This window comes from Nocardioides salsibiostraticola (assembly GCF_054783655.1).
The window spans coordinates 373,624-396,153 of the sequence record NZ_BAAGQD010000014.1 but is presented as its reverse complement, the minus strand read 5'-3'; the positions used below and the strand labels follow the sequence as shown (position 1 = coordinate 396,153).

Sequence of the window (22,530 nt, the reverse complement as noted above, 5' to 3'; positions counted from 1 at the left end):
ACTACCCGGAATTCGGGTCGGCCCAGGTCAGAAGTCGTTCACGGGGCCAAGTGTTGACGATGCGTTCGGGGTCGATGCCGGCCGCCTCGGCCCGCTCGCAACCCAGAACCTGGAAGTCGAGTTGGCCGGGGGCGTGGGCGTCGCTGTCGATCGAGAACAAGCACCCCAGGTCACGAGCCAGCTCGATCAGCTCGCTGGGCGGATCCCTCCGCTCGGGCCGGGCGTTGATCTCCACCGCCACCCCGTGCTCGGCGCAGGCCTCGAACACCGCCCGCGCGTCGAAGGTGGACTGGGCCCGGGTGCCCCTGTTCCCCGTCACCAGGCGACCTGTGCAGTGACCGAGCACGTTGGTGAACGGATTGGCCACCGCGGCGACCATGCGCCTGGTCATCGCGTCTGCGTCCATCTTGAGCTTGGAGTGCACGCTGGCGACCCTCAACTCGAGCCGCGCGAGCATTTCGTCGGTCTGGTCCAACTCTCCGTCGTCGAGGATGTCGACCTCGATGCCCTTGAGGACCGTGAAGTCGGTGAGGTGCTCGTTGACCGCGTCCAGCACGTCCAACTGTTTGCGCAGGCGTTCGACGCTGAGGCCGCGCGCGATCTTGAGGCGCGGCGAGTGGTCGGTCAGCACGAGATAGTCGTGACCCAACTCCAGGGCGGTGAACGCCATCTCCTCGATGGGTGATCCCCCGTCGGACCAGTCCGAGTGCGCGTGCAGGTCACCGCGCAGCTGCTCCCGTAGCTGCGCACCCCCGGAGGTGAGCGGCCCCCCGTGGTCGCGCTCGGCCTTCACCAGACGGGCCGGTTCCTCGCCTCGGGCCGCGGCACTGATCACTTCGGCGGTGCTGGACCCGATCCCGGGCAGCTCACGCAGCGTGCCGGCCTCGACCCGGCGGCGTACGTCATCGGGGGCCAGCGGCAGGATCGCGGCGGCGGCCGCACGGTAGGCCTTGACCTTGTAGGTGTCCTCCCGGGCGCGTTCGAGGAGGAACGCGATCCGCCGTAGCGCCGCGACCGGGCCGAGAGGGCTGTGTTCATCCACCGGAGTGAGGCCCGGACCGGTCATCGTCCGGTGAAGCGCGGCGCCCGCTTCTCGGTGGCGGCCCGAAGTCCCTCCTGGAGATCCGCGGTGGCCAGTGTCACCGGCTGAGCCAGGGCCTCCCACTGCAGGGCCTTCTCGATGTCCCGATGACCGCCGTCACGCAGGGCGAGGGTGGTCAACCGACTGGCGATCGGTGCCGTGGCGGCGATTCCCGCTGCCACCTCGAGCACCTCGTCGAGGAAGGTCTCACGCTCCCAGGTCCTCGACACCAGACCCAGGGACAGCGCTTCTCCGGCCTCGACGATCCGACCGGTCAACATGAGGTCACGCGCGTGGGCCTCACCGACGATCTGCGGCATCAGGTGGGTGCCGGCCATCCCGGGATGCAGCCCCAGTTTCACGAACGGAACGCCCATCTTGGCGCCCTCGGCGGCGTACCGCAGGTCGCAGGCCAGGGCGACACAGAGCCCGGCACCGATCGCCGCGCCGTTGATGGCCGCGATCGTGGGGACCTCGAGCTTCTGGATCGACAACCAGGCCCGGTAGAAGGGCACCATCCGCGACCGGAGGTCGTCGACCGTGGCGTCCGGCTCGCCGGCCAGCCAACTGAGGTCACCGCCCGAGCAGAACGCCTTGCCGGCTCCGGTCACCACGACCACCCGCACCGTGTCGTCGTGGGCGAGTGCCTCGATGGCCTCGACCCACGAGGAGGTCATGTCCGCAGACATCGCGTTGCGTTGATCGGGGTTGTCCAACGTCAGGAGGACGACCCCGTCCGAGGGTCGATCCAGTCGGAGATGCATCAGTTCAGCCATAGCGGCACCTTACTGATCCATGCCTGTGGATAACTCGGGCGGCCGAGCCGGCTGCTGTGTCAGGCTCGCCGCATGGGCCCGTTCTCCCAGATCCCCGATCTCCCCCGGCACCCGACCTTGCGCCCCGGCAGCCGGGTGGTGCGTCGCGATGATCACCACCTCCAGGTCGGCGTCGATCCTCCGAACTGCGCGGTGTTGCCCGATGTCACCGAGGTGCGGTGGCTGCTGCGCAACCTCCGAGACGGACATCCCCCAGCCCCACAGGGCAAGCTCGCGATCGCAGCCCTACTGGACCTGATCCGAGCCGACCTCGTGGTCGCCCAACACCCGTCTCGGATCGGTGCAGCACAGTTCGGATCCACCATCGGCACGCGCCTGGAGCGACGCCGGCTCGCGTCGGTGGCGGTCTGGGCCGACCCTGCCTGCGCCGCCTGGTCCGACGAGGTGACCGCTGCGGTGAGGGAACAGGGTCTTGCGGTGGTCGATCCGCCGACCCCGGCGGAGGTGACCATCGTGCTGGCGAACGGTGAGACCCACCGTGACCGGGTGGACGACCTGGTCCGCGCGGGGGCCGCCCACCTCCTGGTGGTCTCCCGGGCGAGCGGAGTCGAGATCGGTCCCTTCGTCGATCCGGGGCGGACGGCCTGTCACCGCTGTGTCGACGCCCATCGGGCGGCGAACGATCCGCGGCGAGGCCTGGTTCTGGAGCAGGTCTGTCAACAGATCGAGGAGTTCGCCGACGAACCGATGGATCCGCTGCTGCTGCACTGGGCCACGGCCTGGGTCGTCCGTGACGTCAGCCGACGGGTCGAGGGCGATCTGCCTTCGAGCTGGTCCACGTCGTACGTCGTGGGGCCCAGTGCGCCGCCCCAAGCGACCGCGTGGACTCGCCACCCCCATTGCGGCTGCTCCTGGGCCGCCGACTTCGATCTCGTCGGAGGCTGAAACGGCTGATGCCGGACACGACCCTCATCGGTCGTGCCCGGCATCAGTGTTGATTGCCTCGCTCCCCTCACAGGGCGCGGGTCACAGGGCGCGAGCCAGGGCCAGGCGGGCTCGCTGCGCGGCCTTCTCAGCCTTGCGGCTCAGCCTGCGTGCCCTGACCAGGCGTTGGCCTCGGCTCAGTTCCTGCGCTTCGGCCAGGCGCGCGGACATCTGCGCGCGCACCAGGTCCTCGTTGAACAGACTCATCTCGCTACTCCTCATGGGTATGGATCGGTGTGTGTCGGTGTGGATGGTGCACTCACGCCGCGGCGTGCTTGCGGGGTCGGCCCCGGGGTCGCTTGCGAGGGATGACGGTTCCGGACAGGAACAGTTCTCCGCCCCAGACACCCCAGGGTTCGCTGCGGCCCAGTGCCCCGTCGAGGCAGATCTCCCGGACCGGGCAGTCCAGACACAGCGCCTTGGCGTACTCCACGTCGGTCGGAGACTCGGCGAACCACAGTTCCGGGTCGTTGACCCGACAGGGCAGCAGCGCCTCTTCCACGACGTCGGCCCGGTCGTGCAGGGCCCCTAACGTGAGTTTGTCCCCGTGGACGGTCATGCCATCGGTCGGTTCGAGAACACTGATGGTCATGTTTCATCTCCTTGCTGTGATCGGCTCTGCTCTGATGGCTGTGCTGCGGGTGGTCGGTGCATCTGCTGGTCAGCTCCTGAAAAACACGAAGGCCGCGGATCCCTGTCGGGGATCCGCGGCCTGAAGGCTGCTCAACTGTTGGTTCTCAACAGAGAGGCGGACTCCAGGCGCTGGTTCCGGCGACGGGGGTGATGGCGAAGCGGGCGTGGTTCGGGGCAACAGCCGCGAAATCCATGCCTCCGGCGAGGTCGGACCGATCCCGCACGACGAGCGGCGTGGTGCCCAGGGCGCGGTGGCAGGCCAGGGACGCTGCGGACATCGGGTTCATGAGGTTCTTCATTGCTGCCACCTCCTTCGGGGCGTGGGGCGCGGGCGCTGTCAGGGCCTGGGTGCGCGTTCGGATCGTGCGTACGAGAAGCAAGTTACCTCGCGTGCGCTGTCATGGGCAAACTATTTTTTGACTGATTTCGCATCACCTGGGGCCACCGCTCAGGACGACGCCTCTACGGCCGCCTCGAGCAGGTCCAAGAGATCGTCCCCGTATCGCTCGAGCTTGGCGGAGCCGATGCCGCTGATCTTCATCAGGCCGTGGGGGGTGACCGGGCGATGCTCGGCGATCAGCTGAAGGGTGGCGTCGGTGAAGATCACGAAGGCTGGCTTCTCCTCGTCCGCTGCTCGCTGCTTGCGCCAGGCGCGCAGTTGCTCGTAGAGGGCCTCGTCATAGGACGCAGGACAGTCGGTGCAGCGGCCGATCTTCTTCTGAGCCGGACCGGTCAGCGGCTTGCCGCACTCTCGACAATGGGCTGCCTTGCGAGAGCGCCGCGAAGCGCCGGACGCCTCGGCGCTGGCGACCTCCGAGGCTGGCAGCAACGGGGTCAGGAAACGAGACGGCTTACGTCTTGGAGCCTGCCCTGGGTTGCGGGCCAATGCCCAGGACAGAGCGAGGTCGACCCGAGCGCGCGTCATCCCAACGTAGAGAAGGCGGCGTTCTTCTTCGATCGCCGCAGGGGTGTCGGCGTAGACCAGAGGAACGGTGCCGTCCTGCAGCCCCACGAGGAACACCGAGTCCCACTCCAGACCCTTGGCGCTGTGGAAGGTCGAGAGGGTCACCCCTTCCGCGGTGGGGGCGTGCTGCTCGGAGACCCGGCGGTCGATGTCATCGACGAACGCGTCGAGGTCGGGGGCGTCGGCTGCCGGGGACCCCGAAGACGCAGGGGAAGCAGGGGTCGAGGCGAAGGCCTCGGCCTGACTGACCAGGGCCTGCCACGACTCCCAGCGGTCCCGGGTCTGGCCGCGGCTGGTCGGCGGATCAGGTGTCCAGCCCATGCCGGCGAGGGTGTCCCGCACGACGTCGGCGAGTTCGTCGCCGGTGCGCCCACCCTCACCGGACCGCGCCGCCCCGCGGACCCGGGTGATCGCCTCACGAACCTCCGGACGGTCGAAGAACCGCTTCGCACCCCGGATGACGTAGGGGATCCCGCGGTCGGTCAACGCCTCCTCATAGGCCTCGGACTGAGCATTGATCCGGAAGAGCACCGCAACTTCGCTCAGGGCTCGACCCTGATCACGCAACTCACCGATGCGCTGGGCCACCATGGCGGCTTCGGCCACCTCGTCGGGCCGGCCGGCGTGGCTGACCTCAGCGCCCGGCGGTCGTTGCGACTGGAGTCGGACACTCTGGCTGGTCGATCCGGCCAGCAACTTGTTGGCCCCCTCGATGATCTGGGGGGTCGAGCGATAGTTCCGGACCAACTCGATCGAGGTCGTGTTGGCGAACTTCGCCGGGAACTGACGCAGGTAGTCGGCGTTGGCGCCGGCGAAGGTGTAGATGGTCTGCGCCGGGTCGCCGACCACGCAGATCTCGTCGCGGCCCCCGAGCCAGAGATCCAGCAGAGCAGATTGCAGGGGCGAGACGTCCTGGAACTCGTCGACGACCAGCCATTTGTACTGGCGCCGGACCTGGGCCGCGACGCGTTCGTCCTCAGCCAGGACTCCCGCCGTCAGGAGCAGGACGTCCTCCATGTCCATCCGGCCCTGACCCCGTTTCACCTCCTCGTAGCCGGCCATGACCCGGGCGACGACCTCGGGCTCGACGCCGGTCACCGAGCGGCCGCGAGAGGTGGCCTTCTCCACATAGGTGTCGGGATGAACGTTGCTCACCTTCGCCCACTCGACCTCCGAGGCGAGGTCCCGCAACTTTGCCTGGTCCACGGTGATGCGTAGGCGTCGGCTGGCCGTGGCAATCAGCGGGATCTTGGACTCGGTCAGGGTCGGCAGCTCGGTGCCATGGACGTGGGGCCAGAAGTACCGCAGCTGACGCAGCGCCGCGGAGTGGAAGGTGCGCGCCTGCACCCCCCCTGCGCCCAGGGAGCGCAACCGTCCCCGCATCTCCCCCGCGGCGCGCGTGGTGAAGGTGACCGCGAGGACCTCGCTCGGGACATAGACCCCGGTGGCCACGCCGTAGGCGATGCGGTGGGTGATCGCCCGAGTCTTGCCGGTGCCCGCACCGGCCAGAACCCGCACCGGGCCTCGTAGTGCCTCGGCCACCCGTCGTTGCTCTGGGTCCAGCCCCGCAAGCAGCGCGGAGGCGTCGGTCTGACTCACGGGAACAACTCCTGACATCGGGCGGTTGGTACGAACAGGCCGCCCAGTCTGGGCGACGACCTGACCCTAGACGCAGGAGGGGACACCCCCAGATGAGTTCTTTCACGATGTACACCACGTCCTGGTGCGGATTCTGCAGCCGGCTCAAGAGCCAACTCGCTCGCGAGGGGATCACCTACTCCGAGGTCGACATCGAGCAGCACCCCGAAGCCGCTTCGATCGTGGAGAAGGCCAACGGAGGCAACCGGACCGTCCCGACCCTGGTCTACAGCGACGGGGACACCCAGACCAACCCCTCGGTCGACCAAGTGCACAAGAAGATCGCGGCGTTGGCCTGAGAGCTTCGTCGGCGCCCTCACCAGTGACCGGGCAGGGGTGCGCCGTACCACTGCTCGATCAGCGATCTGCTGATTGACACCCCACCGGGCAGGGCGATGGTGCCGGCCTGGGCCTCGGCGAGCATCTCCGACCGGGTGAACCACCTGGCCTCCTCGATCTCGTCCTGATCGACGCGGATGTCGGCGGCTCCCTCGGTCGTGGCCGCGCGCCCGAAGAAGCCCAGCATCAGACTGGCCGGCAGCGGCCAGGGTTGGTTGCCTCGGTAGCCGACCTCGCCGACAACGACTCCTACTTCCTCGAACACCTCGCGCCGGACGGCGTCCTCCAGGGACTCCCCCGGCTCACAGAATCCGGCCAGGGTCGAGAACCGTCCCTGCGGCCACACCGACTGGCGCCCCAGGAGGCAGCGTTCGGACTCGCTGCCGGGGTCACCATCGGTGATGAGCATGATCACGGCGGGGTCCGTGCGGGGGAACTGGGTGCGTCCGCACGAGGTGCAGACCAGTTCGTGACCGGACGCACGAGCCGTGAGACCAGCCCCGCAGCGGGGGCAGTGCCGCGTGGCCCAGTGCCATTCGGCCAGTCCGAGGGCGTGCATCAACAGCGGCGCCGAGCCCTCCTGGTCGGTCTGCAGATGCGGGAGCAGACCGCGCAGGGGCATCCAGCCCGGTTCGGCGTGGGCGAGTTCGGGGCTGGCGATGACGGCGAAGTACGTCGCGCCACGTCGTTCACCCAGAAGAACCTTGATGCCCTCGGGCGCCTGTTCGGGACGGGCCCAGACGACGCCGTGATCGCCAGGACGGATGCGGGTGCCCGACACGATCAGAACACGGGTCTGTGGGTCGGCCCACGTCGAGTCCAACCATTCCGCATCCTTGCGTCGCACCGCGATCCGGTCCTGAGGGTCCTGGGTCAGGGCGAGGTGCGGGGTCATCGGTGCCACCGGGTTCATCACGTCCTCACGCTACTGCCCCGGTGGCGAGAGTCCTCGCACGTAGTCGGCGAACCCGGGGAGTGTGAACCGGACCAGGCCGTGACCGACCGGCTCGATGACCCCCTTCTCGATCAACCTCTCGCGAGGGACGCTGATCGCGCTGCTGGACTGCCCCAGCCCGGCGGCGATCGCGGCTCGGCTCACGTTGGCCGAACCCACCTGAGCCATCGCGCTGACGAAGGCCTGTTCTGCCGGTGTGGCCGAGGCCCACCGGGCGCGATACATCGCGTCGAGTTGGTCCTTCGCCTCGGGGATCCCCGCCCGGACGTGTCCGGCGTCCAGGGTGCTGCCCCGGCTCGGAGCGCCGGCCCGCCAGGTCGCACTGCCGAGGAGCTGGAGGAGATACGGGTGTCCGGCGCACTCGGCGAGCACGAGCGCGAGCGCGGCGTCGGTCCACATCACCTCCTGGGCCTCGGCGGGCACGGTGAGCAGTGCGCGGGCGTCGGTCTCGCGCAACACGTCGAGGCTGACGAAGGCGCTGCGCTCACCGAAGGTGGCCGCCTTGATGATCGCCTCGGGGGTCACCGGTAGTCCGGCGGTGATCAATGCCAACGGGTTCGTCTCCCGCTCACCGTCGAGGTTCTGCATGGCGTTGAGCAGAATCGAGAGGTCATCGGCCGTGGCCGCGTGCAGCTCGTCGAGAAAAACCGCCAGCCCGGCCCCCTGACGACCCCGGATCAACGTGGCCGCGTCGTGGAGCAGGTCCTCCAGGGCCCCGATGGGAGCACGCTTGGACTCCGGAGGTGAGCCGGTCGGGCCCGCCGGCCCGGTCGGATGGACGTCGCCGCGCACCTTGAGACCCGGCACGCCCAGCTCCACGGAGATCCGGTCCAATCGGGCACGCCATCGTCGTCCCTGCACCCCGGTGTCCATCAGGCCGGCTCGGTCCAGGGCCCGCTGGGTGTTGTGGACCAACTCCGGCAGGAAGGGGCGCTCTCGGGAGCAGGCGACCCAGACGGTCACGAAACCGACCTCCACGGCCTGTCGCTGGGCCGCCCGCAGCAACGAGGTCTTGCCCAGCCCCCGTGGTGCGTGGAAGACCAACGGGGGTCCACCGATCTCGCCGAAGGTCGCGACCCGGCTGATCTGTTCGCGAATCCGGTCCAGCTCCGCCTGTCGGCCCACCAGGACTCGAGGAACCTGCCCCGGGGTGTAGGGATCAGCAACGCTCAGCACGACACCATTCCTATCCCGAGCATTCGCAGATCTCTAATGTTTCCTGATAGATCAGCAAACTATCAAGAAACATCCGCATTCGAGGTCAAGGCCCTTTCGAGCGACGCACGGTCCGGCAGGCCATCGGGTTCGACCAGTTCGCCGCTCCGGACGTAGTAGAAGCCCGCCCGCACCCGTTCTATCGGCACGGCGTGCAACTCCGCCCACGCCACCCGATAGACCGCCAACTGCCAGGGATCGGCGTTCTGGGTGCGACTGGTCTTCCAGTCCACCAGGAGGTAGCCCTCCTCCCCGGTGGGGCCGGGATCGCGATAGACGGCATCGATCATCCCGCGGACGACCTGCCCGGCCAGAACCATCGCGAACGGCGCCTCGACGGCGAGCGGAACCCTTTCGGCGAAGGCACCGGCCTCGAAGCGCGCGATGAGCGTGCGCAGGTCGTCGTAGTCGTCGATGCCCACATCTCCGCGGCCTGGGAGCTCATCGGGATCGAGCAGGGGGATCTGCCCGAAGCGTTGTTCGACCCAGGCGTGGAACAGCGTCCCGAATCGTGCCGCCGGCGAAGGCTCGCGCGGCATCGGGCGAACCAGATCGCGGGCGAATCGAGCGGGATCGTCGCGCAGACGCTGCAAGGAGGTCGCGGACAGACTCGAGGGTCGGGGCACGGTCACGTCGGTGGCTCGTTGGCGACGAGCCTCGGTCAGCAGGTGCCCCAACTCGTCGTCCCATTCACCGATCAGGGACTGGTCGACCAGATCGACCGACTCCTCATCCTGATCCGGCTTCAGGGCCGAGCCGTCCTCGAGTGCAGCGAGAACCAACTCCGCGGCTTCCCGGCGACGCAGGGCTTCGGCGGTTCGTTCGGTGACCGGCCAGGGGTACTCGATCGACTGACTCAGCAGCGGGTTGACGTCCTCCTTGGTGGGTCGGTCCAGCCAGGCCAACGGCTCGACGTCCCAGGACCTCAGCACCTCACGCACCGTGTCCTGGTAGACCGACGGACCCAGTCCGCCCTTGCGTCCCTCCACCCACACGTGGGAGGAGACCAGCAGCCGGTGACGGGCCCTGGTGAAGGCGACGTAGCCCAGGCGGAGTTCCTCGGTCGCCTCGTGAACGACGGTGTCCTCCTTGAGTCGCTTCAGACCGTCGCGGGTGTGGCTGCTGAGCGTCGGAAGGTCCCGGCTGTCCCCGCGCAAAGGTGTGGGCAGCAGATCGAGCCGGTCCGGCCACAAGCCCCGGCTCTTCTTGATCGGGAACTTCTGGTCGCACACGCCCAAGAGGAACACCACGTCCCATTCGAGACCCTTGGCGCGGTGCACGGTCAGGAGCTTCACCGAGTCCGACTCCGAGGGCGTGGCGATGTCCAGGCCCTCGCCGAGCTCGTCCTCCGCGGTCAACCAGGCGAGCAGGGAGGTCAGGCTGACGGCCCCGTCGACGGCCTGGAAGTCGGCCACCGCCTTCACGAACAGGTCGAGGTTCTCCCGCCGGGCCCGGGCGGCCTCACTCGATGAGGAGGCCAACTCGGTGTCGATGCCGCAGGTGTCGACGATGCGCCGCACCAGGTCGAGCAGCGGCTCCCCCGCGTGAGAGCGCAACTCACGCAGCTCGGCGGCGAGCAACGCGAAACGCTCTCGGCCCTCGGCGGAGTAGGGCCGGTCACCCGGGTCGTCGAGAGCGTCGTTGAGGGCCACGATCTCGGCCGGGTCCGCTCCGGCGACCGCCTGGGCGAGCTCCTCTTCGAGCGGCACTGTCTCTCCCCGCCTTCGGCCGCCCGCCAACTCGTTGGCCCGGGCCCCCAACAGGGCCAGATCGCGAGGCCCCACGGCCCATCTCGGACCGTTCAGCAACGTCAGGAGCTCTCCGTTTGCGGTCAGGTCGTTGACCAGGGTCAGGGTGGACAACACGTCGCTGACCTCGGGCAGCCGTAGCAGCCCCGAGAGGCCGACGATCTCCACGGGAATCTCCGCAGCGGCCAACGCATCGAAGACGTCGGCGGCGTGGGCGTTGTTGCGGACCAACACCCCCATCTCACCCCAGGGCGTGGGCCCCGCCTCGTGCGCTGCTCGCACCTCGGTGGCCAGCCAGGCCAACTCGGCGGCGTACGACTCGTGCACGATCGTGTCGACCGCACCGGGGGTCGGGGTGCCGGACTCGAGTCGGTCGACCTGATCGAACTCGGCGTACAGCGGCGCCGCCAAGGCGTTGGCCACCTCCAGGATCCGGGCGTCCGACCGACGGTTGACGGTCAGGGAGAACCTCTTGACCGGTCGACCGTCGAGGTTCGGGAAGTCCTCACCGAAGCGCAGGATGTTGGAGACCGAGGCGCCGCGCCAGCCGTAGATCGCCTGGTTGGGATCTCCCACCGCCATCACCGCGTGACCGTCGGGGAACAACCGGCGCAGCATGAGCGCCTGTCCGACCGAGGTGTCCTGGTATTCGTCGAGGAGCACCACCCGATAGCGGGCGCGCTCGGACTCCCCCACGACGTCGTGTTCCTGGGCCAGTCTGGCCGCTGAGGCGATCTGGTCCGAGAAGTCCATGAGTCCCAGCCGCTGCTTGAGTCGGCGGTACTCGACGACCAGGTGCATCGCCTCGGCTCGCCGGTCAAGAGCACTGGTCACCTTGTCGCGCACGCTGGCGGGAGCGTCGTTGAGCCCTTCGACGAATCGAATGCGCACATCGTCATCGAACCGGGCCAACTCCTCGGGGGTCGTCAGGTGCTCCGAGAGGGCGGCGTCCAACTTGAGGATGTACTGGATCACGGTCTTGGGGTGGTCCGAGAGCCCCTGCACCGAACCGGTGTGCTGATTGATCACGCGCGCGGCCAACTGATAGCGCGAGGCGTCGGCCATCACCCGGGTGTCCGGTTCGTGGCCGATCCGCAACCCGTGCTCGGAGAGCAGCGCCGAGGCGTAGGCGTTGTAGGTCAGGACGACCGGTTCGACCACCTCCTCCTCATCGGCGTCCCGGGTGTCGTCTCGGCGGGGTCCGTGTCCTGCTGCGTCCAGGGCCTCGCGCACACGGTGCAACAGCTCGCTGGCCGCCTTCGTGGTGAAGGTCAGACCCAGGATCTCCTCGGGTGCCACCTGGCCGGTCACCACGAGATAGACCACGCGTGCCGCCATCAGTGAGGTCTTCCCCGATCCGGCTCCGGCGATCACCACGGCGGGTTCCAGCGGCGCGCGGATGGCCTCCCACTGCTGGTCGCTGACGGTGAACTCCGCCTGCATCACCCGCCGCAGGTCCTCGGGGGTCTCGATCCTCGGGTGTCGATGCTCGCTCATGACAGCACCGTCCCGGAGTTCTGAGCCGGACACAGCCGTTGGAAGTCGCAGTGGTCGCAGTGCGTGCCGGGACGCGCGGGAAAAGCCTCGGTCCGTAGTGCTGCGGCGGCGTTCATGAGTTGTCGCTCGATCGGGCGCACCCCGTCCTCATCCGGCTCCTGTGGCTCCTGGTGCTGCACCTTCAAGCTCTTGCGGACCTCGTGTCGCAGCTGCCACAACTCCGCTCCCCCGGACTGAGCGCCCGAGGGGACCACGTCGTCGACGGCGCCGTTCTCCACGGCCAGTTGGTAGAGGCCCAGCTGGGGATGCACCTTCGTCTCGTCTCCGGTCGGGGGGTACTTCCCGGTCTTGAGGTCGATGACCACCACGCGGCCGTCGGCGTCCAACTCGAGGCGGTCGGCGTACCCGTGCAGCAACACTCGCTCACCGTCGGGCAGGTCCACGCTGGCGTTGATGCGTCGCTCGGTGCCGATGACCTCGCGCCCGTCCTCACGTTGGTGCCAGTCGAGGAAGCGGCCCAGGGCAGCACGGACCTCGGCGCGTTCGCGATCTCCGGACCAGGGAGTGCGGAAGGGGATCTGCTCCCACACCTGGTCCACGTGGGCCATCAGGTCGTCGATGAGTCCTGGGGCCGGGGCCAGCTCACCGCGGCCCACTCGATCAGCCAGCGCGTGAACGACGTTGCCGAACCCCTGGCCCTGGGTGGATCCACGCACCCCGCCCGCCTCGGACTCCAGGAACCACTTGGTCGGGCACTGCTCCAGGCTGGTCAGGGCACTGGCGCTGATCAACACAGGCTCCTCCGGGGGACGCAGAGGCGTGTCGGCCTGGCTCAGCGCTCGGGTGCCCCACCAGTTCACCGGATCGGCCCCCGGGACCCGCACCCGGCCTTCACGGTGTTCGAGGGTCAGGTGGGCGAGTCTGCGGGCGGCGGCGCCACGCAGATCGTCGGAGGCCTCGGTGTCGGCGGTGGTACGCCGCAGCTCGGCCACCAGGCCGGGCAACGACAGTGGTCGGCGTGGTCGACCCGACACGTGTTGAGCCCGCACCCCGAGCTCGGCGAGGAACCGCGAGACCTGCTCGCCGTCCTGATCCTGCGAGGCGACCGCGGTCACGACCAACCGGTGCGCGGCCCGGGTGCAGGCGACGTAGAAGAGTCGACGCTCATCGGCGAGCAGTTCCCGGGTCGTGGGTGCAGGCACGAGGTCGCCCTGCCCGATCCGGTCGGCCTGCAACAGCGACGCCCGGCGACGCAGGTCGGGCCAGCCCTCCTCCTGAACGTGGGCCACCACCACCAGCTTCCACTCCAGTCCCTTGGCACGGTGGGCGGTGAGGAGGCGGACGCAGTCGCCCCGGATCCCCTGCTCGGCCAGGGTGTCGGCGGGGATCTGTTGGGCGACCAGGGTGGCCAGGAAGGTGTCCAACCCGGTGTGACCCCGACGCTCCTCGATGCGGGCCGCCTCGTCGAACAGCGCACAGACCGCGTCGAGATCGCGGTGGGCGGCCTGGCCACTCTGACCCGCCCGGCCACTGGCCCCCAGTAGTCGGGTAGGCCACTTGGTGCCGTTCCACAGGTGCCACAACACCTCGTCGCTGGCGGCCCCGTCGGCCAGCTGGCCGTGTGCGTGCCACAGCAGACGGGACAGCGCGACGGTTCGGCGGACCGGCCCGTCGCGATGGTCGGTCGTCAGACCCAACGAGGTCGGATCGAGCACGGCGACGCGCAACAACTCCGGGGAACTGCGGGGGGTCTCTCCGGTCTGCGCGGCCCGCGTCTTCTCGGCGTTGCGCAGGGTCCGGGCGAGGACCCGGATGTCGGAGGCGTCGAGCCCGGCCAGCGGCGACTGCAGCAACGAGTGGGCAGCATCGGTGTCGAGGTAGCCGGGCGTGTCAGGGGACTGCTCGTGCAGATGCAGCACCGCCTCCAAGGCGCCGACCAGCGTGCGAACGGCCGGTTCGTCGACGAGCGGTGTGTCGTCGCGGGCGACGTCGACCGGGACCCCCGCCCCGGAGAGTGCGCGTCGCAGGCCGGGAAGGGTGGAGCGTCCCGACCGCACCAGGACGGCCATGTCGGACCAGGCGATCCCGTCCTCGAGGTGGGCTCGGCGCAGGAGATCTGCGATGTGTTCGGCTTCGGCACGATCGGTGTCGAAGGTGATGGTTTCGACCTGCCCGAGCACGGGGTTCTCGCTACGCGGGGACGCGAAGCCCGCGCGGGTCTCTGCGTCCAGGGCGGGCGGCAACGGCAGCCGGGAGGCGATCCGCTGAGCGGCAAGAAGCAGGTGGGGGCCGAACCGGCGCGTGATTCCCAGCACCGCGACAGGGGCACGCCCTCCGCCGACCTGCGGGAACGTGTCGGGGAACTCGAGGATTCCTCGGACCTCGGCCCCGCGGAAGGCGTAGATCGACTGGTGCGGGTCTCCCACGACGACCAGGTCGCGTCCGTCACCGCTGATCGCCCGCAGGAGCGCGACCTGTCCGGGATCGGTGTCTTGGTACTCGTCGACGAACACGTGCTGAAAGCGTCGTCGCAACTCGTCGCGGTGCTCCTCGGCGACGTGGGCGGCCCGCCGGATGAGGTCTGAGTAGTCCACGGCCCCGAGGCTGTCCAGCACCGTGAGGTATTGGTCGAGGAACAGTCCCGCCGCGGCGTACGCCGGCTGGTCGTGGGCTAGTCCGAGGTCGTAGAGGTCGGCGCCCTCCAGACCCTTCTCCCGGGCCCGGGAGAGGACCGACTGGACCTCGGAGGCGAACCCTCGGGTGCCGATGGCGTGCTTGAGGTTCTCCGGCCACCGAACGGACTCGGGAGTGACCTCCAACAGTTGTTGGATGACCACGTCCTGCTCCGGCGCGCTGAGGAGGCGCAGCGGTCCTTCGTAGAGATCCGCAGGCGCGAAGGCCCGGATGAGCCCGTAAGCGAAGGAGTGGAAGGTCGAGGCGAGGTTGGTGGCAGTCGTCATGCCCAACCGGGAGGTCACCCGGTCCCGCAACTGTTCGGCCGCCTTGCGGGAGAAGGTCAGGGCCAGCACCTGATCGGGGCGGGCACCGCGGTTCTCGATCCGGTCGACGATCGCTTCGACCAGCGTGGTCGTCTTGCCCGTCCCGGGACCGGCCAGCACCAACAGCGGACCGCCCGGGTGGTCCACCACTCGTTGCTGGTGCTCATCGAGAGCCGGCGCGGCGCTGGCCTTCGGCGGGGGAGCGAGGTGGTAATCCGGACTCGACATGTGCTCACCTCACCATCCGGCACCGACACTCCCCCACCGCAGGTCTCACCTCGTCGCGTCGATCCCGTCCGGATAGGTGCGTCCGAGGTAACCGACGACAAGCAGTCCGATGCCGAGTCCGCCATAGAGCGACATCGTGGAGGCCTGGGCGTAGAAGAACGAGTCACTGGACCGCACCGCGTCGAAGCCGAACGGGATCACCGCGAACAGCACCAGTGCTTCGAGTACGAAGAGCGCTCCGACCGCGAGGACCACGGTGGGGTTGCTGGTCGCGCCGGCAGCCAGGGCCGCACCTCCGAGGACGACCAGGACGATGACGCCGAACCAGCCGACGGACACGAAGTTGTTGTTGCTGCTGGTCGCGAAAGTGAACAGCACACTGAAGAGCGCTACCGCCCCGAGCAGCATGGCCGCCCGGTCGTACGGACGGGTACTCATGATGCCCTCAGCAGCCACGGAGCGAGTCTGCTGCCGGCGCGGGCCTGTTTCGCCCACAAGGGACGCAACAACCCGTCCAACCCGTAGCTACGGCCGGCGGCCGTGGCGAAGATGCCGATGTGGGCGGCGAGCATCAGGTAGTAGGCCCATTCCCATTCGTCGGGTGCGTTGAGCTGGGACATGGCGATGGCGAGGGTCTGCCCGATGGCCACGATCGCCCAGAACCGGGTGAACAGTCCTACCAGCAGGAACGCACCGAGGGCGGCCTCGGTGATCAGTACCGCCCATCCGAACAGCTGAAAGTTCGGGAGTACGACGTTCTCGACGATGAACGAGAACGGCGGGAAGACGGGGTGGTCGACGGCGTCTTCGGTGAAGCTGCGCAGCGAGGAGAACTCCGGGGGTCGCTTCCACTGCGAGTTCTCGATCCACAGCAGCGCGATGATCACCCGGAACACCGCGAGCATCCAGGGGTTGAGGCGGGGATGCTCGTTGATCGCCACCTCTGGCGGCGGCTTCTTCTCTACATCGGTCATCAGTTTCTCCTTTGGTTGAAGCTTGAGGCTGAGAGGTTCTGGGAATCACGCGTCAGGCGCGCAGATATCTGCGCAGGCCGCGTGAGACCTGTTCGCTGGCCAGACTGATCAGCACCGAGGCGATGAGCAGGGTGGCTACGGCCTCGAACCGGAATACGTTGAGTTGGTCGAACAGGACGCGTCCCAGGCCGGCTGCGCCCACGACGCCGACCACGGCGGTGTCCCGGATGCAGATCTCGAAGCGGTACAGGGTGTAGGTGATCAGGTGGTGGGCCGAGGACGGCCCCATCGCCATCACCCCCGCCACTCGTCCCCTGACCCCGGCGGAGCGCAGCGCCAGCATCGAGTCCCGGCTCTGGCTCTCCCAGGCTTCCGAGACCAACCGGCCCAAGATGCCGCCGGTGTAGAGCCCCAGGGCGATCGCCCCGGGAATGATGCCGGGGAAGAACACGAACAGCGCGAGGATCGCCCACACCGTGGGAGGGATGGACCGCAGCACCAGGAGCCCCGCACGAGCCAGCGCCCAGCCGAGGTAGCGCGGGACCCGCAGGGCAAGACCACCACGATGCCCTTGCGGACCGGTGGGCCGCATGGCCAGCGGAGCGAGCAGAGCGGTGACCAGGACGGCCAGGAGCATGGCCACGATCGCCATCGCCACCGTGTCGAGCACCGCCGAGAAGACCACGGAGCGGCCCTCGGGGGGCATGGCCGGGGGCCAGAGATCCTCCAGAAGGCGCACCGTCTCGGTCCGGGTCCGCTCGGAGGTCAGACCGGCGAGCGACACTCCGGAGGCGATCCAGGAATACACCAGGAGCGGGAGCACGAGGAGCACCGACCACGATGACCAGCGGCGACCTGTCCGCACCACCTCCCGAGGACCGGTGGGTTCGGTGGGCTCCACGAGGGTGGTCTCGGCCTCCTCGGTGCCCGCCGACCAGTCCGAGCACGAGTTCACGTTCTGGTCACGGCGTACCCAACTGCTCCAGGAATCGATGACTGCCGAAATCAACAGCACCGCTCCGATCAGGACCCACACCTCGTCCCAGTTGCGGGACTGAAGGCTGACGGTCAGTTCCTGTCCGAGTCCCCCGACGCCCACGAAACCGAGGACGACGGCTGACCGGATGGCGCACTCGAAGCGGTAGAAGGAGTACGACGTCAACACGCCTCGGGCGGCGGGGAGCAGCCCGTAGGCCACCGCGGCAGCGGGACGGGCGCCTGCCTCGCGCAGGGCGAGCAGGCCTGCCCTGGGCGCATTGTCGAGACTGTCGCCGAAGACCTGCGCGGTCTGAGCGCCGAACGGCAAGGCGATGGCCAGCACCGCAACCAGGGGATCAAGACCCATCACCGTGACTAGAAGTAGCGCCCAGACGATCTCGTGGATCGCTCGGATCGTGACCAGGACCGCACGCACCGAGACCCGCACGATGCGCAGCGGCCAGAAATCGGGGCGTTGCCACACCGCGTCGCTGAGCAACAACCCGCCGACCGCGCCGATGACCAGGGCCCCGGCCGTGCCGAGGGCCGCGAAGAGAATGGTCGTGACCGAGGCGTCGAACACGATCCGGAGGAAGTCCGGGTCCAGGTTCGGCTCGAGGATCCCGGCGAACAGTCTTCCCAAGACCTTGGACCCGCCGACGTTGACCACATCGGTTTCGCCCCCGAGGGATCGCCAGACCGCCCACCCGACGGGCAGACCCACCACGAGCAGCCCGACAAGTCTGCGCACCGCGACGGTCCGCCCTGTGGTCCGCGGTGCCGTCGTCGGTCGCGTCTCGGGGCGCTCGAGGTCACGGTCGAGAACGGGAGTGCTCATCGGGTCTTCATCGCCTCAGACCACTTCGTAGAGACGACCGAGGTGTTCCTCGGTCAGCGTCTCGACCGGACGATCGAAGACCAGGTTCCCGTCGCGAAGACCGATGGCCCGGGTGCAGTGCCGGCGGGCCAACTCGGGTTGGTGCAGGCTGACGACCAGGCTGTGGCGAGGGTCGTCCTGCCGCAGCAACGCGAGCACTTCGCTGGAGCGGGAGGGGTCGAGGCTGGCCACCGGTTCGTCGGCCAGGACCAGATCGGGATTCTGGATCAACACCCTCGCGATGGCGACCCGCTGGCGTTCGCCCCCGGAGAGTCGGGCCGTGTGTTCGTAGAGTGCCCAACCGAGGCCGACCCGTTCCAGGGCGGCGCGCGAAGACTCTCGCTCCTGGGGCCAGATCAGCGACCAGACCGATCGCCCCAGGCTCCAGTCGCCGAGCCGACCCGCGTTGACGTTGTGGATGACTCGCACCTGTTCGATCAGGTCGAGGTCCTGGTGGATCAGGCCGATCCGCCGTTGCAGCACCCGTCGAGCCCGGACGGTCAAGGCGGCGAGGTCCTCGCCGAGCACGACGACCCGCCCCTCGGTCGGCGCCAGCGAACCGTTGAGGAGCCGCAGGAGCGTGCTCTTGCCCGCGCCGCTGGGCCCCAGTAGCGCCACGGACTCGCCCGGCCCGATGGAGAGGTTCAGGTCGCGCAACGCCCAGGAGGCGCCGTACCGGAGACCCACCCCCTCGAGTCGGACGACCGCGGCATCGATCACGCCAGCAGACCGACTTCGCTCGCGACCGCTTCGATCTGGTCGTAGTTGGAGTTCTCGGTGGGGATGAACGACTCAGCGCCGAAGAGCTCGAGGATCTCGGCGTCGTCCGGGTTGTTGATGTCGAGGTCGAAGAGCATCTGAGCCACCTTGTCCTGGGTGCCTGCCCCGAAGACCTCGTCGAGGTCGGGACGGACCAGCCAGTGGTAGTCGGCGTAGCCGGGCGTCTCGAGCAGCACGACGACGTCGCTGACGTCGAGTTCGCCGGCCTCGACCGTGGCCCGCCACACCTGCGAGTTCACCGCGCCGACCTCGAAGCTCCCGGCGGCCACGGCCTCGATGGTGGCGTCGTGCGATCCGGAGAAGCCGGGCTTACCCCTGAGGTCATCGAGCGACACCCCGGCCTGGTCCATGAAGTGCTGCGGCATCAGGCGCCCGGAGGTCGAGGTGTCGCTGCCGAAGGTGAGGGTCTTTCCTTTGATCTCGCTCAACCCGGCCACGTCGTCGAGGGGCTCCAGTTTCGCGGACTTGTTGGCGATGAAGATGCTGGTGAATTCCGCATCGATGTCGCGCTGGGCGATGGCTTCGGCTCCCTCGACACGTGCGCGCGCCTGCACCCCGGTCAGACCACCCATCCAGGCGATGTAGATGTCACCGACCTCGAAGGCACGGACCACCGCCGGGTACTCGGTGAGCGGGGTGTACTCCGCCGCGCCCCCGGTGACGGCGGCGAACCGCTCGGCCACCGAGCCGTAGAGCCGATTGAGTAGCTCGGGGTCCTGATCGGGGATGGCCGACATGGTCAGGGTCGGGACCGCGTCCGAACCGTTCTCGGCGCTCGTGGCGCTCTCGGAGTCCGACCCGCAAGCGGCCAAGAAGGCTGCTCCGAGTCCGACACCGGTGCCGGACAGCATCAGTCGACGGGAGATGTGAAGGTTCATCGGTGGAGCTCCTCTGGGTAGATATCTCGTGTCGGTAAACCCACCCTCGGGCTCGAGCGCTTCCCGAATGGATCTGCATCCGCGCTTCGCAACAACTAGTTAATACCTGACACACTCTGACCTATGCCGATCACCAGGGGCTTTTCGGGCAGAGTTGACCGCAGGCAGGCGCGCACGTCACGGGCCGACCGACTTCCGCCGGGACAGTTCGACACCGGCGACGAATGGCCGACTCTGACGGCGGAGGCCACTCCCCCGATCGACCGCGACGCATGGACGCTGAGCGTGGATGGCCTCGTCGAGAACCCGGTTTCGTGGACGTGGCCCGAGCTGCGCGCACTGCCGGGATCGGTCTACTCCGGCGACATCCACTGCGTCACCACCTGGAGCAAGTTCGACATTTCGTTCGCGGGGATCAGCGTGGACACCCTGCTGGAGGCCGCGCCTCCGCTGCCACAGGCAAGCTTCGTGATGGCGCACTCGACCTCCGGCTACACCACCAACATCCCGCTAACGGACCTCACCGGCGGCAAAGCGTGGGTGGTGTGGGAGGCGGACGGGAAACCGTTGACGATCGAACACGGTGGACCACTGCGCCTATTGGTGCCTCATCTGTACTTCTGGAAGTCGGCCAAGTGGATCACCCGACTGGAACTAATGGAGACCGATCGACCCGGATTCTGGGAGCAGGCCGGGTACCACGATCGGGGAGACCCGTGGCTGGAGCAGCGCTACCAGGGTGATGCGTGAGCGAGACCTCGTGGACCACTGCGCGCGTCGCGCAGGTCGATCGACTGGAGGGACCTCGCGGGGACGGCATGGTCCGGCTGCGGCTCGAAGTGGCGGATCGTCAGGACCACCTGCCGGGCCAGCACTACGTCGTACGCCTGCGAGCACCCGACGACTACACCGCTCAACGGTCCTACTCCGTCGCTTCCGATCCGGCGGATCCGCTGGTCGAGTTGATGATCGAATGCCTGCCTGACGGGGAGGTCTCCGGTTTCCTCTACGACGAGGTGCGCGTCGATGACGTTCTCGAGGTGCGCGGTCCGATCGGTGGCTGGTTCACCTGGACCGGCGACGTCGACGCGATCTGCGTCGCGGGCGGCAGCGGCGTCGTCCCCATCGTGTCGATGATGCGGCACGCCAAACGGTTCGATCAGGCCGATCGGCTCCGCGTGGTGGCGGTGGGTCGTTCGCTGGACGAGTTGCCGTACGCCGAGGAGCTGGTCGCGTACGGCGCCTTCGTGGCGTTGACCCGCGAGAACCTCGGGAGCCGGGTCGCTGCGCCGCCGTACCCCGATGAATTGGTGGGCCTGGCCGAGGGAGTCGAGCGTGCCTATGTGGGCGGATCGGTGGGATTCGCCTCCTACGCCACCCGACTCCTCGGCGAGGTCGGTGTCCGGGCCACCACGATTCGAGTGGAGCAGTTCGGCGCCAGCGGCTGACTTCTCAGAAAGGAACAAGATATTCATGGGCTCCGGACCCGCGGCGGGCTAGTGTGACGTAGGACACCACGAAGTAGATCCCGTGGGCCAGCAGCGGACACCGGAGACGAGATGCAAGAACCAGCATCCGCAACTCACCGTGCTCCTGCGCGCCTCGGTCCCGCAAAACGGTCGATGGTCGCGGCGTTCGCGGTCACCGCGGTCGTCGTGTCGGGGGCATCCGCTCTGGCGGACCAAGGTGAACCGGTTGTCCCGGTCGCCGAGGCCGAGTCGTTCGGTGCCTATCCCGTGGCAGTCCGAAGCCTCCAGGTGCCCGCAATCTCAGTCGAGCCGGTCCGGGCACAGACCGTCAGGGGCACCCCGACGCTTGCCCCCTCGGCCCTCAGCGATCTCGACATACCCCCGACTGCCTTGCTTGCCTACCGTCGGGCAGCCGACGTCATCGCGCAGGCGGACGATTCCTGCGGACTCTCCTGGACCCTTCTCGCCGCGATCGGTCGGGTCGAGACCGACCACGGGCGTTACCGCGGCGCCCGGCTCATGCCGGACGGAACCTCGAAGCCAGCCATCCGCGGCGTCGCCCTCGACGGGACAGGTGCCGTCGCCAGGATCCGCGACACCGACGACGGTCAGTTGGACGGGGACCCCGTGTGGGATCGGGCGGTCGGGCCGATGCAATTCCTTCCCTCCACGTGGTCGGTCGTGGGGGTGGACGCCGATGGCGACTCGGTGCGGTCACCCGACTCCATCGCCGATGCGGCACTCGCTGCGGCCGTCTTCCTGTGCAGTGCCCCCGGGGATCTGACCACCCCACGGGACCTGCGTGCCGCGATCTTCAGGTACAACCCATCGCGCTCCTACGTGACGAACGTTCTCCGCATCGAGCGGTCCTACCGAGCCGACGAGCTCCGCCTTCCTGCGCGGTTTGATCAGAGTGACTGGGTCGCTCTCCCGGCGGCGAGCCCCGACCCTGCCGTGGGTGATGAGTCCCAGACGTCCGACCCGGGCGACGCGGCTGACGCGGCGGGCGCGCTCGAGATTCACGCGCTTGTCGTGCCACCCGGGAAGCCGGACCAGGCGCCGACCACCCCGCCGGCACCCGTACCTACGGACACCCCAGATCTCGAACCAGTGTCGGACCCGAGCCCGGAACCCGACCCGAGTCAAGATCCGAGCCCCGAGCCGATCGAGGACCCTGCGCCCAGCGAGGACCCGGAGCCCGAATCAGATCCCGAGCCCAGCGAAGACCCGCAGCCTGAGTCCGAGGCCGTGCACCTCGTCGGCCTCCTCACCGTCTGCGACTCCGGCTGGTGCCTCGACGAACTCCCGCTCGATGTCGGCGACGCCGACTTCCTCCTGACCCTTGCTGTCGCCGACTTCGACGCCGATGGGCAGGTGGAGTCCAACAGCGACGAACTCACCGGTCTCGTGGACACCAAGGTCGAGATCGACGTTGCACCCGACACCGCGCCGGCCCTGGTCCTGGCCTTGAACGACATGGCGTACGTGAAGCGCTGATCGCCTGTCGCGTGCGATGT

Annotated in this window: 20 protein-coding genes; 5 read left to right on the top strand and 15 right to left on the bottom strand. The window is 68.3% G+C overall.

Features of this window, described 5'->3' with window-relative positions; all coding sequences use genetic code 11:
- Position 1: 1 nt before the first annotated feature.
- Positions 2-1,042, bottom strand: coding sequence for a PHP domain-containing protein (locus ACYVLV_RS09260; protein ID WP_460809352.1), 1,041 nt, complete (start codon positions 1,040-1,042; stop codon positions 2-4).
- A 20-nt stretch (positions 1,043-1,062) separates the two neighbouring features.
- Positions 1,063-1,857: an enoyl-CoA hydratase/isomerase family protein gene (locus tag ACYVLV_RS09255; protein ID WP_460809351.1), complete on the bottom strand. Its 795-nt coding sequence runs from the start codon at positions 1,855-1,857 to the stop codon at positions 1,063-1,065.
- A gap of 72 nt (positions 1,858-1,929) precedes the next feature.
- Here ACYVLV_RS09255 and ACYVLV_RS09250 point away from each other — a divergent pair, with 72 nt between their 5' ends.
- Positions 1,930-2,802 carry a hypothetical protein gene (locus ACYVLV_RS09250; protein WP_460809350.1) on the top strand — a complete coding sequence of 291 codons (873 nt, stop codon included), beginning with the start codon at positions 1,930-1,932 and terminating at the stop codon, positions 2,800-2,802.
- An 81-nt stretch (positions 2,803-2,883) separates the two neighbouring features.
- Here ACYVLV_RS09250 and ACYVLV_RS09245 read toward each other — a convergent pair whose 3' ends face one another.
- The 4 genes from ACYVLV_RS09245 to ACYVLV_RS09230 form a co-directional block, all read right to left on the bottom strand.
- Positions 2,884-3,048 (bottom strand): hypothetical protein, encoded by a 165-nt coding sequence (locus tag ACYVLV_RS09245; RefSeq protein ID WP_460809349.1) that lies wholly within the window; start codon positions 3,046-3,048, stop codon positions 2,884-2,886.
- Between the two features lie 52 nt (positions 3,049-3,100).
- On the bottom strand, positions 3,101-3,433 hold the full coding sequence (locus tag ACYVLV_RS09240; RefSeq protein ID WP_460809348.1) for a WhiB family transcriptional regulator: 333 nt from the start codon (positions 3,431-3,433) through the stop codon (positions 3,101-3,103).
- A 145-nt stretch (positions 3,434-3,578) separates the two neighbouring features.
- Entirely contained in the window at positions 3,579-3,773 is a 195-nt protein-coding gene (locus ACYVLV_RS09235) for a hypothetical protein (RefSeq protein WP_460809347.1), read from the bottom strand.
- 149 nt (positions 3,774-3,922) lie between these two features.
- Entirely contained in the window at positions 3,923-6,037 is a 2,115-nt protein-coding gene (locus tag ACYVLV_RS09230; protein WP_460809345.1) for an ATP-dependent DNA helicase UvrD2, read from the bottom strand.
- Positions 6,038-6,129: 92 nt separating this feature from the next.
- On the opposite strand from ACYVLV_RS09230, the gene ACYVLV_RS09225 reads away from it, so the two are divergent.
- A complete protein-coding gene (locus tag ACYVLV_RS09225) occupies positions 6,130-6,375 on the top strand; it encodes a mycoredoxin (protein WP_460809344.1) in 246 nt (81 codons plus the stop codon).
- A gap of 17 nt (positions 6,376-6,392) precedes the next feature.
- Here ACYVLV_RS09225 and nudC read toward each other — a convergent pair whose 3' ends face one another.
- The 9 genes from nudC to ACYVLV_RS09180 all read right to left on the bottom strand — a co-directional run bounded on the left by nudC (position 6,393) and on the right by ACYVLV_RS09180 (position 19,544).
- Complete coding sequence (gene nudC, locus ACYVLV_RS09220; RefSeq protein ID WP_460809644.1) at positions 6,393-7,328, bottom strand: NAD(+) diphosphatase; 936 nt, start codon at positions 7,326-7,328, stop codon at positions 6,393-6,395.
- A 12-nt stretch (positions 7,329-7,340) separates the two neighbouring features.
- Complete coding sequence (locus ACYVLV_RS09215; protein ID WP_460809342.1) at positions 7,341-8,546, bottom strand: ATP-binding protein; 1,206 nt, start codon at positions 8,544-8,546, stop codon at positions 7,341-7,343.
- Between the two features lie 62 nt (positions 8,547-8,608).
- The gene (locus tag ACYVLV_RS09210; protein WP_460809339.1) at positions 8,609-11,830 is read right to left on the bottom strand and encodes a UvrD-helicase domain-containing protein; all 3,222 of its coding nucleotides are present in this window, start codon (positions 11,828-11,830) and stop codon (positions 8,609-8,611) included.
- Positions 11,827-15,057, bottom strand: coding sequence for an ATP-dependent helicase (locus ACYVLV_RS09205; protein WP_460809337.1), 3,231 nt, complete (start codon positions 15,055-15,057; stop codon positions 11,827-11,829). The genes ACYVLV_RS09210 and ACYVLV_RS09205 overlap by 4 nt, the downstream gene beginning before the upstream one ends.
- Positions 15,058-15,102: 45 nt before the next feature.
- Entirely contained in the window at positions 15,103-15,495 is a 393-nt protein-coding gene (locus ACYVLV_RS09200) for a hypothetical protein (RefSeq protein ID WP_460809336.1), read from the bottom strand.
- Complete coding sequence (locus tag ACYVLV_RS09195) at positions 15,492-16,031, bottom strand: TQO small subunit DoxD (protein WP_460809333.1); 540 nt, start codon at positions 16,029-16,031, stop codon at positions 15,492-15,494. Before ACYVLV_RS09195 ends, ACYVLV_RS09200 begins: the two co-directional genes overlap by 4 nt.
- Before the next feature lie 52 nt (positions 16,032-16,083).
- Positions 16,084-17,847, bottom strand: coding sequence for a PhnE/PtxC family ABC transporter permease (locus ACYVLV_RS09190; protein WP_460809332.1), 1,764 nt, complete (start codon positions 17,845-17,847; stop codon positions 16,084-16,086).
- 15 nt (positions 17,848-17,862) lie between these two features.
- A complete protein-coding gene (locus ACYVLV_RS09185) occupies positions 17,863-18,606 on the bottom strand; it encodes a phosphonate ABC transporter ATP-binding protein (RefSeq protein WP_460809331.1) in 744 nt (247 codons plus the stop codon).
- Positions 18,603-19,544 (bottom strand): putative selenate ABC transporter substrate-binding protein, encoded by a 942-nt coding sequence (locus ACYVLV_RS09180; protein ID WP_460809330.1) that lies wholly within the window; start codon positions 19,542-19,544, stop codon positions 18,603-18,605. Before ACYVLV_RS09180 ends, ACYVLV_RS09185 begins: the two co-directional genes overlap by 4 nt.
- A gap of 123 nt (positions 19,545-19,667) precedes the next feature.
- Between ACYVLV_RS09180 and ACYVLV_RS09175 the strand changes: the two genes are divergently transcribed.
- The 3 genes from ACYVLV_RS09175 (at position 19,668) to ACYVLV_RS09165 (ending at position 22,510) form a co-directional block, all read left to right on the top strand.
- Entirely contained in the window at positions 19,668-20,294 is a 627-nt protein-coding gene (locus ACYVLV_RS09175) for a sulfite oxidase-like oxidoreductase (RefSeq protein WP_460809328.1), read from the top strand.
- Positions 20,291-20,992, top strand: coding sequence for an FAD-binding oxidoreductase (locus tag ACYVLV_RS09170; protein ID WP_460809326.1), 702 nt, complete (start codon positions 20,291-20,293; stop codon positions 20,990-20,992). Before ACYVLV_RS09175 ends, ACYVLV_RS09170 begins: the two co-directional genes overlap by 4 nt.
- Positions 20,993-21,166: 174 nt before the next feature.
- Entirely contained in the window at positions 21,167-22,510 is a 1,344-nt protein-coding gene (locus tag ACYVLV_RS09165; RefSeq protein WP_460809324.1) for a lytic murein transglycosylase, read from the top strand.
- Positions 22,511-22,530 lie beyond the last annotated feature (20 nt).